The 15,405-nt window shown below is 54.3% G+C and carries 15 protein-coding genes; 7 read left to right on the top strand and 8 right to left on the bottom strand.

The genetic code is table 11. From position 1 onward, the window contains the following. Positions 1-492: 492 nt before the first annotated feature. The gene (locus HNR45_RS04660) at positions 493-1,983 is read right to left on the bottom strand and encodes an aldehyde dehydrogenase family protein (RefSeq protein WP_159822894.1); all 1,491 of its coding nucleotides are present in this window, start codon (positions 1,981-1,983) and stop codon (positions 493-495) included. Positions 1,984-2,186: 203 nt separating this feature from the next. After that, positions 2,187-3,647, bottom strand: a complete 1,461-nt coding sequence (locus HNR45_RS04655; RefSeq protein WP_159822892.1) for an amino acid permease — start codon at positions 3,645-3,647, stop codon at positions 2,187-2,189. A 220-nt stretch (positions 3,648-3,867) separates the two neighbouring features. Between HNR45_RS04655 and lepB the strand changes: the two genes are divergently transcribed. Next, the gene (gene lepB / locus HNR45_RS04650) at positions 3,868-4,434 is read left to right on the top strand and encodes a signal peptidase I (RefSeq protein ID WP_034437211.1); all 567 of its coding nucleotides are present in this window, start codon (positions 3,868-3,870) and stop codon (positions 4,432-4,434) included. A gap of 39 nt (positions 4,435-4,473) precedes the next feature. Here lepB and HNR45_RS04645 read toward each other — a convergent pair whose 3' ends face one another. The 5 genes from HNR45_RS04645 to HNR45_RS04625 form a co-directional block, all read right to left on the bottom strand. After that, entirely contained in the window at positions 4,474-5,127 is a 654-nt protein-coding gene (locus HNR45_RS04645) for a hypothetical protein (protein ID WP_159822890.1), read from the bottom strand. Then, entirely contained in the window at positions 5,127-6,107 is a 981-nt protein-coding gene (locus tag HNR45_RS04640) for a DUF1858 domain-containing protein (RefSeq protein WP_235020619.1), read from the bottom strand. Before HNR45_RS04640 ends, HNR45_RS04645 begins: the two co-directional genes overlap by 1 nt. Positions 6,108-6,123: 16 nt before the next feature. Then, positions 6,124-6,687 carry a peptide-methionine (S)-S-oxide reductase MsrA gene (msrA, locus tag HNR45_RS04635; RefSeq protein ID WP_159822886.1) on the bottom strand — a complete coding sequence of 188 codons (564 nt, stop codon included), beginning with the start codon at positions 6,685-6,687 and terminating at the stop codon, positions 6,124-6,126. Between the two features lie 76 nt (positions 6,688-6,763). After that, positions 6,764-7,933 (bottom strand): GNAT family N-acetyltransferase, encoded by a 1,170-nt coding sequence (locus HNR45_RS04630; RefSeq protein ID WP_159822884.1) that lies wholly within the window; start codon positions 7,931-7,933, stop codon positions 6,764-6,766. Next, positions 7,930-8,823: a DUF2156 domain-containing protein gene (locus tag HNR45_RS04625; protein WP_306769714.1), complete on the bottom strand. Its 894-nt coding sequence runs from the start codon at positions 8,821-8,823 to the stop codon at positions 7,930-7,932. Before HNR45_RS04625 ends, HNR45_RS04630 begins: the two co-directional genes overlap by 4 nt. A gap of 167 nt (positions 8,824-8,990) precedes the next feature. Between HNR45_RS04625 and HNR45_RS04620 the strand changes: the two genes are divergently transcribed. Both HNR45_RS04620 and HNR45_RS04615 read left to right on the top strand, forming a co-directional pair. Then, positions 8,991-9,578 carry a 3'-5' exonuclease gene (locus HNR45_RS04620; RefSeq protein ID WP_159822882.1) on the top strand — a complete coding sequence of 196 codons (588 nt, stop codon included), beginning with the start codon at positions 8,991-8,993 and terminating at the stop codon, positions 9,576-9,578. A gap of 70 nt (positions 9,579-9,648) precedes the next feature. After that, positions 9,649-10,182, top strand: a complete 534-nt coding sequence (locus HNR45_RS04615) for a methylated-DNA--[protein]-cysteine S-methyltransferase (protein WP_159822880.1) — start codon at positions 9,649-9,651, stop codon at positions 10,180-10,182. Positions 10,183-10,356: 174 nt separating this feature from the next. Here the strand turns inward: HNR45_RS04615 and HNR45_RS04610 are convergent, their stop codons facing one another. Then, entirely contained in the window at positions 10,357-11,277 is a 921-nt protein-coding gene (locus tag HNR45_RS04610; RefSeq protein WP_159822878.1) for a LysR family transcriptional regulator, read from the bottom strand. A gap of 127 nt (positions 11,278-11,404) precedes the next feature. On the opposite strand from HNR45_RS04610, the gene HNR45_RS04605 reads away from it, so the two are divergent. The 4 genes from HNR45_RS04605 to purB all read left to right on the top strand — a co-directional run bounded on the left by HNR45_RS04605 (position 11,405) and on the right by purB (position 15,389). Further along, a complete protein-coding gene (locus HNR45_RS04605) occupies positions 11,405-11,779 on the top strand; it encodes a CidA/LrgA family protein (RefSeq protein ID WP_024048049.1) in 375 nt (124 codons plus the stop codon). Beyond that, positions 11,776-12,465, top strand: coding sequence for an LrgB family protein (locus tag HNR45_RS04600; RefSeq protein WP_159822876.1), 690 nt, complete (start codon positions 11,776-11,778; stop codon positions 12,463-12,465). Before HNR45_RS04605 ends, HNR45_RS04600 begins: the two co-directional genes overlap by 4 nt. Positions 12,466-12,700: 235 nt before the next feature. Beyond that, the gene (locus HNR45_RS04595; RefSeq protein ID WP_159822874.1) at positions 12,701-14,104 is read left to right on the top strand and encodes an NAD(P)/FAD-dependent oxidoreductase; all 1,404 of its coding nucleotides are present in this window, start codon (positions 12,701-12,703) and stop codon (positions 14,102-14,104) included. Beyond that, the gene (gene purB, locus HNR45_RS04590) at positions 14,097-15,389 is read left to right on the top strand and encodes an adenylosuccinate lyase (RefSeq protein WP_159822873.1); all 1,293 of its coding nucleotides are present in this window, start codon (positions 14,097-14,099) and stop codon (positions 15,387-15,389) included. The genes HNR45_RS04595 and purB overlap by 8 nt, the downstream gene beginning before the upstream one ends. The last annotated feature ends 16 nt before the right edge of the window (positions 15,390-15,405 follow it).

The raw sequence follows: 15,405 nt of genomic DNA, 5'->3' as shown, positions 1-15,405 counted from the left end.
TGTTAGGCACGCCGCCAGCGTTCGTCCTGAGCCAGGATCAAACTCTCCATGATAGTTTGATTGCTCATTTGTTTGCCTTGTTGCCAAGGACTTTTGTAATTGACTCGGGTCTGAATATTCAGACCCGCACATTGGCGTTAATTCATTGCATTGTTCAGTTTTCAAAGAACCGTGTCGCTTCGTGCGACTTCATTTATACTATCATGTCCCGGCACCGACTGTCAAGAATTTATTTTCGTTCTTGATCATTTTTTAGCCGCTCGTTGACAGAGCGTCTACATCGGGTTGGTAGTACGCAAGCGAGATTTATTGTAGCATAAGAAAATGAACTTGCCAATTGTTTTTTCCATTTTTTACGACGTAATGTCACGTTCGTATGCTTCTTTATTTATATATCCTTATATGCGTAATCGTAACCGTTTGCAAGTTGTTGCCAAGCAACAAAAAAGGAGCGCCGTGGCGCTCCTTTTACTGCGCGGGTATGCGCACGAATTATTTCGTTTGGTACATGCCGCTCGGTTCTTCGTTGAGGTTGATCAGGATGCTCTTCACCTGGGTGTAGTGATCCAAGATCATGGCATGGGTTTCACGACCGATACCGGACTGCTTGTAACCGCCGAACGGTGCGCCTGCCGGAATCTGGTTGTAGGTGTTGACCCACATGCGGCCGGTTTCAATACCGCGCGCTACACGGATGGCTTTGTTGATATTGGTGGTGAAGACGCCGCCGCCGAGGCCGTAAATGCTGTCGTTGGCCAAGCGAATGACTTCTTCTTCATCTTTAAATTTCTGTATAGCAACGACCGGTCCGAAGATTTCTTCCTGCGCGATCTTCATGTCGTTGGTCACATCGGCAAAGATCGTCGGTTCGATGAAGAAACCTTTGTCGAGACCGTCTTTGGTAATGCGTTTGCCGCCGGTCACAAGACGAGCTCCTTCTTCTTTACCGATTTCCACATATTTGAGTACTTTCTTGAGTTGATCTTCATAGATCAAAGCGCCCATCTGGGTGTCCGCGTCAAGCGGGTTGCCGACTTTGACGTTCTTGAAGAGTTTCGCCAGACGTTCCACGAATTCATCGTAGATCGATTCCTGAACGAAAATACGCGAGCCCGCGCAGCAGACCTGACCCTGGTTGAAGAGGATACCGAGTTGCGCGCCGTCCATGGCAACGTCCCAGTCCATATCCTCAAAGAAAATGTTGGCCGATTTGCCGCCGAGTTCCAAAGTGGCCGGAATCATGTGTGAGCAGGCCGCTTCGTATACGCCCTGGCCGACAGCGGTCGAGCCGGTGAACGCCAATTTACTGAAGCCTTTATTTTGCAGCATGTATTCGCCCGCTTTGGAGCCGCTGCCGGTGATGATGTTCAGAACGCCTTTCGGCAAAATGCCCGCTTCATCAATTAAGCGCGCCAATTCCAAGATGGAAAGCGAGGTGTGGCTCGACGGTTTTAATACGACCGTGCAGCCCGCCGCCAATGCCGGCGCCAATTTCCACGCCGCCATCAGGAACGGGAAGTTCCACGGAATAATCTGACCGACGACGCCGATCGGTTCGCGAAGGATGAGGCTGAGCGTGTTTTCGTCAAGCATTGTCGCCGAACCTTCCCGACCGCGCAGAAGACCGCCGAAGTAACGGAAGTGATCCGCCGCGAACGGGACATCGGCCGCCATCGTTTCACGGATCGGTTTGCCGTTGTCAAGCGTTTCCACCGTCGCCAAATGCTCTTTATTGGCATCGATCAGATCCGCAATCGCCGTCAGTACCTGCTGACGTTCCTGCGGCGTGGTTTTTTTCCAGTTTTCAAATGCTTCCTGCGCCGCCACAACCGCTTTCTCTACATCGGCTTCGGTGGCTTCCGCGATTTTCGCCAGTTCTTTGCCGTCAATCGGGCTATGTACGGCAATCAGTTCTTGATCACCCGCCGCGACCCATTCACCGCCAATATAAAGATCGTATTTCTTTTGCAACTTTGCTTTCATCAATACCATCCTTTCTGCATACTTGTCTGCATTTCGAATTTTATCTATATGAGATAGTTTGATTATAGCACGCCCGTTTTTAATATTCAAGCGTTTCGATATGCTAAAAGAACCATTTACCTCCGCATTTTCTTTTTTCATCATGCGCCATATGAAAAAGCCCCTCTGCGCGAGGGGCTTTTCGTATGTACGGGAAAGCGAGTTTACGATTCGGACGCGGCGGTCGTGCCGGCGCCAAATGTTTCGGAATCTTCCACCTGCGCGCGGTAGCGCCGATGAGCGTCACTGCCGACGGAGAGCACGCTGTGCTTATGGCCGTAGAATAAATAAATCAACAGTCCGACAAAAAGCCAGCCGCCGAACATCATGAACGTATGCACGGAAAGATTGCTGAAAATGTAGCCGCAAAAGACGATCCCCAATGTGGCCATCGGGTAAAGCGCCGGACAGCGGAACGGGCGCGGCAACTCCGGATGCCGTTTCCGCAAGATCATGACGCCGAGCAACGAGCAAAGGAACGCGAAGAGCGTGCCCGCGCTCGTCATTTCCGCGATGACATGAATCGGGGTAAGACCCGCCATGATGGCGACGAGCGTGCCGACGATCAACGTGACTTCCACCGGCGTGCCGGTTTTGGCGTTTACTTTGGAGAACGATTTCGGCAACAGTCCGTCACGGCTCATGGCAAAGAAAACACGGCTTTGCGCAAAGAGAAAGACTAAAATAACGGTCGAAAGGCCGCAAAGCGCGCCGGTACCGACCAGCGCCGAGCCGAACGAGTAGCCGAGATGGCGCAAGACGTAGGCGACCGGTTCCGCATTATTCAAATCACTGTAAGGAACGACGCCGGTCAAGACGGCGCTGACCGCGATGTAAAGCAAGGTGCAGATCAAAAGCGACGCGATGATGCCGATCGGCATGTCGCGATTCGGATTATTCGTTTCCTCCGCCGCGGTAGCGATGCAATCAAAGCCGATATACGAGAAGAAAATAACCGCCGTACCGGCCGAGACGCCGTGCCAGCCAAAGGGCAATACAGGCACCCAGTTGACAGGTTCCACACTCGGCGCCGCGAGGAAAAGGAAAATAAAAATCGCCGCGACTTTGATGAAGACGAGAATTTTATTGACGCGCGCGGATTCTTTCGTGCCTCGAATCAAAAGCAAGGTGATAATACCGACAATGAGCATCGCCGGCAAATTGATCAGCCCGCCTTCCATCGGTCCCGCCGTCAGCGCCTGCGGCAAATGGAAACCGGTCGATTTCAACAAGCCGGTCAGGTACGCGCTCCAACCGACCGCGACTGTCGCCGAACCGACGGAATATTCCAAAATCAGTCCCCAGCCGACGAGCCACGCGACGATTTCACCGAGCGTGCTGTACGTGTACGTGTAGCCCGAGCCCGCCACCGGCAAAGCCGCTGCCAGTTCCGAATACGCGAGTGCGACGAACGCGCAGGTGATCCCCGCCAAAATAAAGGAAAGCATGATGCCCGGACCGGCATAGTCCGCCGCGACCACGCCCGTCAGCACGAAGATGCCCGTGCCGATAATGATACCTAAACCGAGCAAGGTGATGTCGATCGCGTTCAAACCTTTTTTCAACGAACTCTGCGCTAAATTATGCTGAAACATTCCCAACGACTTTTTGCGAAACAGCTCCATTTATTCTCCTCTTTCTTTTACTAAAAACATTACGTTTTCTATACTATCACAAAAAATCTTTAAAAATACCGTATATACGAAATGAATATATGTTGTATACTATTTGCATTTTATGAATGATTAGTGTAACCTGATAAATTTCCGTGTTCGCGCTTTTATTCTTGCCAGTTCCAAAGGCAGTTGCTACAATAAATAAATGAATGAACTGCGAGGAGGACTTATGAATCATTTTTGGAAAGAAGTATGGGATTGGGTTTATTCAATCATTGTGGCATTGGCGCTGGCCATGCTGATTCACATTTTTATTTTTGTGCCGACCCGCGTCGCCGGCGAATCGATGGTGCCGACGCTGCATAACGGTCAGTATTTATTGGTTTCCAAAATCAGCCACGTGCTGCGGGAGCTGCCCGACTACGGACAAATCGTCATCATCGACAGCCGCACGCAACGGCCGCGCGATTGGGGCGATGATTTCGCGGAGCCTGCGTACAACTACATGTCACTTGTGGATTCCTCGTACGCGGCGAACTACATTTGGGTTAAACGCGTTATCGGTCATCCGGGGGATCGTCTCGGTTTCCGCGACGGGCATGTTTACCGAAACGGCCGCGCGCTGAACGAACCGTACATCAACGAACCGATGAAATTTAACTTAGACGGTGAGTTTATCGTTCCCGAGGGCACGGTGTTCGTCATGGGCGACAACCGCAACCACTCCAGCGACAGCCGCTACATCGGACCCGTACCGATCGGTCATGTGTTGGGCAATGTAGTGTACGAATTTTAAGCACAAAAAAACACTCCGTACGGAGTGTTTTTTATTGTCTTATTTTACTTTCGTGATGATGAAGCGTTGCGGTGACGTCGTCTCGTCCGCGACGAAATGGCACGCGGGCGTGAGCGCGTGTACGTACGCGCGCAACCACAGCGCCCAAAGCGTCAACCATTCTTCCTGCGCAAGTTCGATGTCCCGCCAAATATCCTGCAAAAACGGCAACGGCATTTCCCAGGCAAAAAGCTCGTCACTGGCCGCCAATACGTTGACTTCCTGCGGCCACGTCGGGATCCCCCACAGACTTTGCGTCAACGTCTGCGCCGCTTGCAACGCCGTATCCACCGACAGCGCCGAACGTCGCGCTTCCATGCCTTGCCGCTGGCCGTCGCGCGTCCAAATACCGGCGGTCAGTTCCGATGCCGGCGCCACCTCGAAATCATAGAGCGCCGCGATATATGCCGCCTCGCGCGTGAGCGCCGTGCGCACCACTGTCGCCAATGGCGTCAGATCGTCCGTATCGGCGGGTAACAGATCTTCCAAACGGTAGTCCGGCGTCTGCGGTTTGCCGTATTGCAAAACGACCTCCGCGTACCGCCGATCCGCTTCCTGTCCGAAAACGCGTCGCGCCGCCTCGTGCAAGCGCAGAAAACGTCCGTCACTCGCGGCCGCCTGCGCGTAAATAAGCGCTGCTCGATTGGTTTCCATCAGACCTCCTTGCGCAATTTACGATGAATTTGCGCCAAAAGATCGGCTTCGCTGACGGAGCGCTCCGCCGCGAGCGCGCCCAAGGTCGTGGACATTTCATCGGGCAACGAAATGCCGTATTCCTGCAGTACGCTCACCGTCTGCGGATACATGGTGAATAATTCCTGCAGCGGCGTCTCTCCCGTGATCAGTTCCTTACCGAGTTTATCGGCCAGGTATTCATTCATTTCGCCCATGATTTCAAAAATATCGAGGCCGTGCACCTGGCACGCTTCCCACAAACTTTCGTCGTAGGAAATGACGCAACCGATGCAATGCATGCCGTATTCCATAAACAGCGGTCCCATTTCCGGATACACCGTCAGAATTTGCATCAAATTGTCATCCGGGCGCACGAAATCGCCATGATGCAGCGTCCGCGCCGCCGGGCGTTCATCCCAGTCGGTCGGTGGTGCGGGATCATACGCGAGATTGTAAAAATCGCCCCCCGACGTGTATTCCGGCGGCAAGGCCGAAGCGTCCGTCAGCGGTTCGACGCCGAGCACTTCACGACGAAACGCGTCCAGCCCGATGCGTTCCACAAAATGCGGCAGCGTTTCAAATTTTTCCTGATTCGTGTAGAAAGCGCCCGCGCGTTCCAAAATCCGCACGGCATCATCAGGCATGCTCACGAAACCGACAAAGACATTATCGCCGAGAAATATTTCCCAGCCGTCTTCCATGCCGACCGCGCGCAGCGGCAACGGCGTCTCGATATCGCAGGTGACGACATCTCGCGGCCATTCCGCGTACGGCGACATGCCCGTCGCGATCAACAGTGGCGCGACTTCATCGGCGGCGATACCCGCCAGCGTCACATCGCCGTTCGGCTGCAGAATGATGCTCGCCTGATACATTTTCGCCGCGTCTTCCGCCGTTTTTAAAAACGCCTTGCATCCTTCGCCTTTGGTGGCGAAATGAACCGCCAGCGCATAGGTCATATTGCTCAACTCTACGTCACTCCTTCGTTTCGGCCGCAGTAATCACGCCGGCGCGTTCGAGCGCCGCCAGATTAATATGGCAATAGCCCTGCGGGTGTTTCTTTAAATAGTTTTGATGCTCCTCTTCCGCGGTGTAAAAATTTTCCAACGGCAATAATTCCGTCTGTATTTTTTTACCGCCGAGAACAGCAGGTTCTTCATGAATCGTCATCGCGCCCTCTTGGTCGAGCTGCTGCAAACGGTTAAAATATTGCTCCAGCATCGGCTCATCGGCGGGATCGGTATAGTACACGCCGGTCCGATATTGACTGCCGATGTCATTGCCCTGACGATTTTTACTGTACGGATCAATGACGGTGAAGAACACGCCGAGAATGTCCGTCAACGCGATCTTTTGCGGATCATACGTTACCTTGACCGTTTCGGCCGCGCCGGTTTCATCCGTGCACACATCTTCATAGCTCGGCGCCGCCTGCTTGCTGTTGGCGTAGCCGACTTCCGTCGCGATCACTCCGGGCAAGCGTGAAAACACTTCTTCCAGTCCCCAGAAACATCCTCCTGCCAAATAAATTTCCCGCATTGCGCCCTCCTCGTCCTTGTCGTTCGCCTAAAATGCCGCGGCGATAAGGGACCGTCTACGGCATACTGTCAGCCGCTCAATACCACTCATTAATATATACGCGCTGCGCCGGATACAATCGATCCAGCAACGCGATCGCTTCCGCATCCCCCGTCAGACGTCCCGCGCGCGCCAAGGCGCCGGCCGTCAGCCGTCCGATGAGCATGACGCCGAGCGTGCCGATATCCGTCGTCACATCCGCCGCGTCTTGCGTCGGTTCGACGCGACTGATGCCGTTTACCGCCGTCACGCAATATGTTTCCGTCGCGCCTTCGGGCAGTGTTACCGCGACATTCAGCGCGCCGGCAGTCGCCGCCGGAATTTGCGACCAAAACTTGGCCACATCCGCGATGCGAATCATCATGAACGGAAACGTTTCATTTTGCGTGTAAATATGTTCCGCGCCGTCCGGCCACGTCAGATAGGAAGCGTCATCCAGCGGGGCGAAGCGCACCCAGTCTTTGAACTCGCCCGCCTGTTGACGAATGAATTGATATAACGCGCGATCGCCCGCCGCGGTCGGCGAAATCCATTCTCCGACCAACAGCGTTTCGTCCTGGCGCGAGAAAAATACATAGCCGAGCGGTTGCGCTCCTTCATACGCGACCACCGCGTATCCTTCCGCCAGCTGGCCGCGCACCAGTCGTGCAAATGTTTCCGCGTCCCGTTCGGCGTAGCCGGAAACGCCCGCCATCGCCGCCCGATATAAATCAACAAGCGGTTGCACGGAACTTTCCCGCGCCAACCATTCGTAATGAATATCGCCCGCCGGCAGCGCGTACGCCTGCGCGCGCGACTCAAACGCGCTCCGCCGCCGCCACTGGTGGCAATACAGCGACCAGCCGCGCGGGATATAAAAACCCGCCGCCGACGGCATCAAAATATTGGCGTAGCGTCCGAGACGGTTACCTTCCGCCAGCGCCGCCTGTAAAAGCGCACCGGCATAGCCGCGCCCGCGCGCCGCCGGATGCGTCGCCAGTCCCACGATATACGTCACCGGCACGGACGCGCCGCGGATCGAAAGCGTATAACGCCGCAAATGTAACGCCGCCGCAAGCCCTGTCTCCGTGGTATATAAAAGCGTTTCCTCGGGACGGTAACATTCTTGAAAATAAAATGGAAAAAACGGTTCGTCGCGTTTTTCAAAGTGGTAATCCCAGAGCGCCTCTACCGCCGCGCGGTCACGCTCTTGCGCCGTACGTATCATTCACTGAGCTCCCGCGCCAACGGCTTGCCGCAAACGCCGTCGGCCAAATATACGTCATATGTTTCCGCGAAATGATCCGGATGGTAGCTTTCTTTCGCCTGCCGCATACCATCGATGCCCATATCTTCCTCACGGTTGATAAATTCGGTATCCGCCCAGGCGTGGCTGACAAATTCCTGATTGATGATTTGGAAACTGCCGCGCACATTCGGATTCGCTTTTTCAAAGTGAACTACCGCCAACTTCGGGTGGATATACTCGCCGATCGAAAACGCGATGATCTTGCCGTAAATCCGAATCGCGCCGCCCTTCACGCCGAGCGCGTCCCAGTTGTCAAACACCCGTTCGATGCCGACCCGTTCCGCCGCCATATCTTCCGTCGTCTGGTGTTCATCGAGCCATTCATCGGCCACCGCCAAACATTCTTCTTTATGCTCCGGTCCGAGATCCACATACTCGTAACCCACATAATCCCGCCGAAACGCGTTCACGTGATTTTTCTTTTGCCGCAACGACTTGCCCGGCAGGTTAATTAAATCGCTTGTCTTATAAATGTATTCAAAATTATCGCGGTCGCGTTCATAGCGATAGCAGCTCGGGCACAGCTCCTTCATCCGCTCCACGACCCACGGTGAAACGCCTTTCAAAAGGAACGGTAAATGTTGCTCCGCGAACCAATCTTCGGCCTTGCGCAGTCCCGCCACAAAGGAATTATTTTCGCCCGCGAACGGCGGCAATAAAAACTCGTGACCGTACCGACCCGCGCGAATAAACAGAATATCGTCTTCGACCGCCCACGCGAGGCGAAACGCATCCTGCCAAATGAAAAGCGTACCGAACGCGCATTCCGATTGTTCGTAATGATGTTCACTGAAAAAGCGATCTAAAATCGGTTTATCTTCGATGGCAAACGGTTGAAAATTAATGATGATTCACTCCTGTTCGTACTCTCTCTTTTATTATCGATTTTTTTCTATTTACCATTTTAGCACAGCTCCAAGAGCGTGTCACCTGCGCCCGCGTCATGGTATAATGACCTCATTACAAAGGAGTCGTTATGGAATTTATCGCTTTTGATTTTGAAACGGCGACGCAGTCGCCCGCCAGCGCCTGCTCGCTCGCCGTCGTACGTTTCACCGAAGACGGCGCGCAGGAAACCGTCGCGCATTTATTTCCGCCGCCGGAAATGAAATTTGACGATGACAATATCCGCATCCATCAGATTCGTCCCGCCGACGTCGCAGACCTGCCGACGTTACCTGCCATTTGGGAGGACTTTGCGCCGTATTTTGACGGCACCTTCTGCGTCGCGCACAATGCGAAATTTGACACGGAAGTTTTGCGCGCGTCACTTTCCTACTACGGACTGACGCTGCCTTCCTTTCAATACGGCGACACCGTCACGCTCGCGCGGCGCGTGTGGCCCGATTTGCCGGCGTACGCGTTAAATCGCGTTGGCGATTTCCTCGGCCTGACATTTCATCATCACCGCGCCGATGAAGACGCCTTGATCTGCGGTGAAATCGTCCGTCACGCGTTGCAAGAAATAGGGCACACCGACGCGTTCGCCATGTTCCGAGAACTCGGCCTCGGCCCGCACGCTTTTTTAGGCGAAGCCGGCTGGTCGCAAGACGCATTATTTTAACACTCTGAGCATACGCCAACACGATGCTGATATGCTCCGGTAAGTTTTTATCCTTCGTAAGGAGTTTTTTATGCCCACACCGACGCCGCTCGCGCGGTATACCTGGTCGTACGGTCAGGGACGTGCCACGCTCAGCGCCTCCGAAAACGGTTTGATCGCTTTTACACCGGCCGCGGCGCTCGCCGCGCGCGCGCATTGGGAAGCTCCCGCCGAACAATTTAGTATTGCCGGTTGCGGTTTCGGTATCGAACAGGCCACCAATTGGCTCGATACCGCGCTCTTGCAAATCGACGAATACCTCGCCGGCACGCGGCAACATTTCATCGTGCCCTTTGATCTCGCCGGCACGGAATTTGATCGCTCGGTCTGGCGTTTGCTGCAGGAAATTCCTTACGGCGAAACCGTCACCTACGGTCGCGTCGCGCAAGCGCTCGGTCGTCCCGGCGCCGCCCGCGCCGTCGCCAACGCCTGCGGTCGCAATCCCCTGCCGCTTTTCATTCCCTGTCACCGCGTCGTCGCGCAAAACGGCCCCGGCGGCTACCACGATGTGGAAGGCGTACAAACGAAATTATTTTTATTGCGTCACGAAGGCGTGCGCATATGAAAAACACTCCCCGTAATAGGGAGTGCTTTTTCTTGCTTGTGTTCTTGATATTTCTTTATATATTAATACAATAAAGGCACGGCTGTTTGCCGTGCCTTTTCGTTTTTTCAAATCGCAATGCCGGTTCTTCACCGCGATACGGTCATGACTTCGCAATGATCTTTGCCGCGCGAATTATTTTTTGTGCGCGGCGGAAGCGGCGGTGTCGAGTCCCTGATGCATACGGAAGAATTCGACGAAGAGTTCGACGACGGTGCCGGCGTAACGTTTATCCTGCCAAACGAGCGCGGCGCGCCAGGCAAGGTCGGTGTCGACGAGCGGTCGATCCACGAGATTCGGATACAGTTGCGGCACGAATCGCCCGAGCGGTTCGGGCAATAAGGTAACGCCGACATTCGCATCGGCGAAGGCCGCGAGCAAACTCCATTCATAGGCCTGAATGGCGATTTGCGGACGCATTTCACGCGCCTGGAAATTGCGGATGATACTGCGGTACAAGGTGGTTTCGTTCGTAAACGTAATGAGTTTGGTCGTAGCGAGATCCTCAATGGTAAGCGCTTCTTTCGACGCGAGCGGATGGTCTTTGTGCAAAAACGCGTGCACTTCTTCGCGCGGCAAAAGCAGCGTCTCGTGATCACCGTTGATCGTCGGTACAATGCAAAAGCCGCAATGCACCGCGCCGTTTTCCAACAGCTCTTCCACGACCGCCGTCGGACGTTCTACGAGCTCGATGGCGAGATAAGGATACGCGGCTGCAAAATCACGCAGCAGCTCCGGCAGGTAAATGGTGCCGACCATCGGCGCGACGCCGAGGACGATTTTCCCCTGACGACGCAACTCCGGTGAAACGATGTCCGCTTCCAGCCGATAGTATTGATCGAGAAACTCCTCCACCTTCGGCAAGATGACTTCGCCCGCATCGGTCAGCGCGATCGTCTTGCCCTGGCGATGAAAAAGTTGCACGCCCCAACGTTCTTCCAACGCGCGGATGGCTTTGGAAATCGACGGCTGGCTGATGTGCAGACTTTGCGAGGCGCGCGTGAAGGATTTCCAGTGCGCGACTTCGCTGAAGTATTGTAAATGTAACAGCTCCATGAGCTTCCCCTTTACTTTTACCGATGAAGAGAGTAGAATAAGTCTACTGTTTTTTATAGATCCGACAGGCCTTGCGCCGTCGTATTGCTTTTATTTTACTATATATTTATTATTTTGGGAGAATTTTATGTGGTGGTTTAGGGCCGCTTGGCAAATCGTCCTTTTGAGCGGCATTTTTTATTTGAGTGAACAAGCGGTACGCGCCATCGGCCTGCCGGTGCCCGGCGCGCTCTTGGGCATGGCGCTGCTGTTTCTCGCGCTCCAATACAAAATCGTGCGGCTGGAATGGGTGGAAGACGGCGCGGATCTTTTAATTCGCGATCTGCTGCTGTTCTTTATTCCGCCGGCAGTCGGCATCATGCAGTACACCAATTTATTCGGCGTACTCGGTTCAAAACTGATCGGCGCGGTGGCGATCAGCATCTTGATCGTGCTGTGGATCATTTCGCTGTGCACGGTGCTGGTAATGCGCGCGCGACGGAAAGGATGGAAACGGTTATGATAGCGATTCTACTTTCCCTCTGCGGGACGCTCGCGGCGTACTACCTGATCAAAGCGTTGTACCTGCGCACGGGTTCGCTTTGGTTCATGCCGCTCGTCTTATGTCCGATCGCGATTGTCGCGTTGCTGCTTTTTGCGGGCGTGCCGTATGAAGAATACCGCGGCGGCGGTTCGGTATTGCAGTGGCTGTTGGGACCGGCGACGGTGGCCTTCGCCGTACCGCTTTACCGGCAACAGAACTTGATCCGAAAATATCTGCCGGAGCTTTCGATTGTCGGCATCGTCGCGGCCGCCACCGCGATCACGACGACGATGGGTATCGTGCATCTCTTCGGCGTGGATGAGAGCTACGTGCTGAGTCTCGCGCCGCGTTCGATCACGACGCCGCTGGCGATGAACGTCTCGGTGATGCTCGGCGGCAATGAAACGATCACCGCGGTGTTCGTTATTTTGACAGGCGTGATCGGCATGTTAATGACAGTCGCCATCATTCGGTTTTTAAATATTCATAATCCCTTACTGAAAGGGTTGCTCTTCGGGTTCACGGCGCACGGCACGGGTACGGCGCGCGCGTACGAAGAGAATGAAAAGGCCGGCGTCATGGCGTCGGTGGCGATGATCTTCATGGGCGTCATCACCGCTCTCATCGCGCCTTTTCTCGTTCCGTTACTCTTGCATATATTTTAAATTTTAAAACCGGCGCAAGCCGGTTTTTTATTTCCGCAAGCACGTCCCGTTTTATCCGAAAAATACAAACCGCTTACCGAATTGCGAACGATTTTATATTTCTTTTGTAAATTGTTCGATATTTATTGACAGTCTACCTTCCTGCTGGTATTATGTGAAAGGGAAATAACAGAGAGCTCAAAAAAGTCCCCGCACTTTTTTGAGCTGTTTTTATGAGTAAGAAAGGAAGATTTCCTTGGCCGATTACGACGTGGTCATTATCGGCGCCGGACCCGCCGGAATTTTCACGGCGCTGGAGCTGGCCGATACCGGACAAAAAGTCTTAATCCTGGAAAAAGGACATGACATCGCCATGCGCGCGTCGCAAAACGCGGATCGCGCGACGCCGCTCGAAGAACGCCGCCGCAATATCGTTTGCGGCTGGGGCGGCGCCGGCGCGTTTTCCGACGGCAAGTTGACGCTGACGACGGAATACGGCGGCAATTTGGATGACTTCATGAGCAAGGCCGCCCTGCAAAAAGAGATCGACTATGTCGATGCCGTATACAGTCAATACGGCGGGGCGGATCGCAAAGTCTACGGCGATGAGCACGCGGAAGCGATCGCGCAGCTGAAACGGCGCGCGGCCGCCGCCGATCTCGCGCTGATCCCGGCGCGCATTCGCCATCTCGGCACCGATGTCAATGTCGAAATTCTGAAAAATATGCGCGAAGCGCTCGCGGGTAAAGTCGATATCCGTTGCGATACGGAAGTGACCGAGCTCGTGTTTGAAGGCGGGCGCGTGCAAGGCGTCAAGGTCGGCGACGAATATATCGGCGCCAAGTACCTCGTCGCCGCGCCTGGGCGCGAAGGTTCGGAATGGTTTGTGACGCAGGCCAAGCATTACGGTCTTGAACTTTCGAGCAACGCCGTCGATATCGGCGTACGCGTCGAAACGCCCGCGGAAATCTTCCAACATATTACCGATATCGTTTACGAGTCGAAGTTGCTTTACTTCTCGCGCTCATTTGACGATCAGGTACGCACTTTCTGCATGAATCCGAACGGCTTTGTCGTCACGGAAAACAACGGCGGCCTGCTGACGGTGAACGGGCACAGCTACGCGCACAAGAAGAGTCCCAACACGAACTTCGCGCTGCTCGTTTCAAAACGTTTCACGCAGCCGTTCAAAGAACCGATCGCGTACGGTAAATCGATCGCTCGTCTCGCCAATCTTTTGGGCGACGGCCCGATCGTGCAGCGCCTCGGCGATTTACGTGACGGACGTCGTTCGACGCCCGAACGGATTCGCCGCGGTCTGGTCCATCCGACGATGCCGTCGGCGACGCCCGGCGATCTCTCGCTGGTACTGCCGTATCGTCATCTGGTCGATATTATGGAAATGTTTGAAGCACTGGATGCCGTCGCGCCCGGAGCGAATTCGCGTCACACGCTGTTATACGGCGTGGAAGCGAAATTCTACTCCTCGCGCCTGCAATTATCCGATCAATTAGAAACGACGATTCCCAACTTTTTCGCCGCCGGTGACGGAGCCGGTATCACCCGCGGTCTGATTCAGGCATCTGTCGCCGGCGTCATCGTGGGTCGCGAGATCCGCCGTCGGGAAACCGAAGCCAAAGGAGGCCATTCACATGATTGAACGTTATACGAAACCCGAAATGGGTAAAATTTGGACGGAAGAACACGAATTCCGCCGCATGCTCGATGTCGAAATTTACGCTTGTGAAGCGCAAGCGGAGTTAGGCGTCATTCCGAAAGAAGCCGTGAAAACGATTCGTGAAAAAGCGGATTTCAAAATAGAACGCATTCATGAAATCGAAGCGGAAATCAACCATGACATTATTTCCTTTTTAACCGCCGTCGGTGAATTCGTCGGTGAAGATTCTAAATACATCCACATGGGTCTCACCTCGACGGATGTCAAGGACACCGCGCTCTGCTCGATGCTCTGCGACGCGACCGATCTTTTAATCAAAGACTTGGAAGCGTTCCACGAAGTATTGCGCCGCCGCGCCGTCGAATTCAAATATACGGAAATGGTCGGCCGGACGCACGGCATTCACGCGGAACCGACCACATTCGGTCTGAAATTGCTCCTTTGGTACGATGAGACGGAACGCAATCTGCGTCGTCTGCGTACGGCGCGCGAAGAAATCGCCGTCGGTAAAATTTCCGGCGCGGTCGGAACCTACGCCAACGTCGATCCCTTCGTAGAAAAATACGTTTGCGAAAAACTGGGCCTCACGCCGTCCAAGATTTCGACGCAGGTGTTGCAGCGCGATCGCCACGCGGCCTACATCACGACGCTCGCCGTCATCGCCAGCTCCCTGGATAAATTCGCCACCGAAATCCGCAACCTGCAACGCACGGATATTCGTGAAGCGGAAGAATATTTCTCGCCGAAACAAAAAGGTTCATCGGCCATGCCGCACAAACGTAACCCGATTACCTGCGAACGCGTCAGCGGTCTCGCGCGCGTCATGCGCGGTTACAGTATTCCGGCGCTCGAAGACGTAGCGCTGTGGCATGAACGCGACATCTCGCACTCCTCGGTCGAACGTGTCATCCTCGCCGACGCGACGATCACCTTGGACTACATGCTGCAGATTTTCACGCGCGTCGTCGATAAACTGCTCGTTTATCCGGACACCATGCGCGCCAACCTAAACAAAACCGGCGGCCTCATCTACAGCCAGCGCGTGCTCTTGGCGCTTGTCGACAAAGGCGCGATGCGTGACGACGCGTACCGCTGGGTACAGCGCAACGCGATGAAACGTTGGCTGGAAGGGGAGGACTTCCTCGAAAATCTGTTGAAAGATGAAGATATCCGTCGCTATTTAAATGAAGATGAAATTCGCGCCCGTTTCGATCCGCACGCCATGCTGACGCACGTGGACGAGGTCTTCGCACGCTTCGGCTTATAAGAGAAAGGATGTAACC

It is taken from the genome of Negativicoccus succinicivorans (assembly GCF_014207605.1).
GTDB lineage: Bacteria > Bacillota > Negativicutes > Veillonellales > Negativicoccaceae > Negativicoccus > Negativicoccus succinicivorans.
The sequence above is the reverse complement of the archived record's forward strand: the minus strand, read 5'-3'. Positions and strand labels throughout refer to the sequence as shown.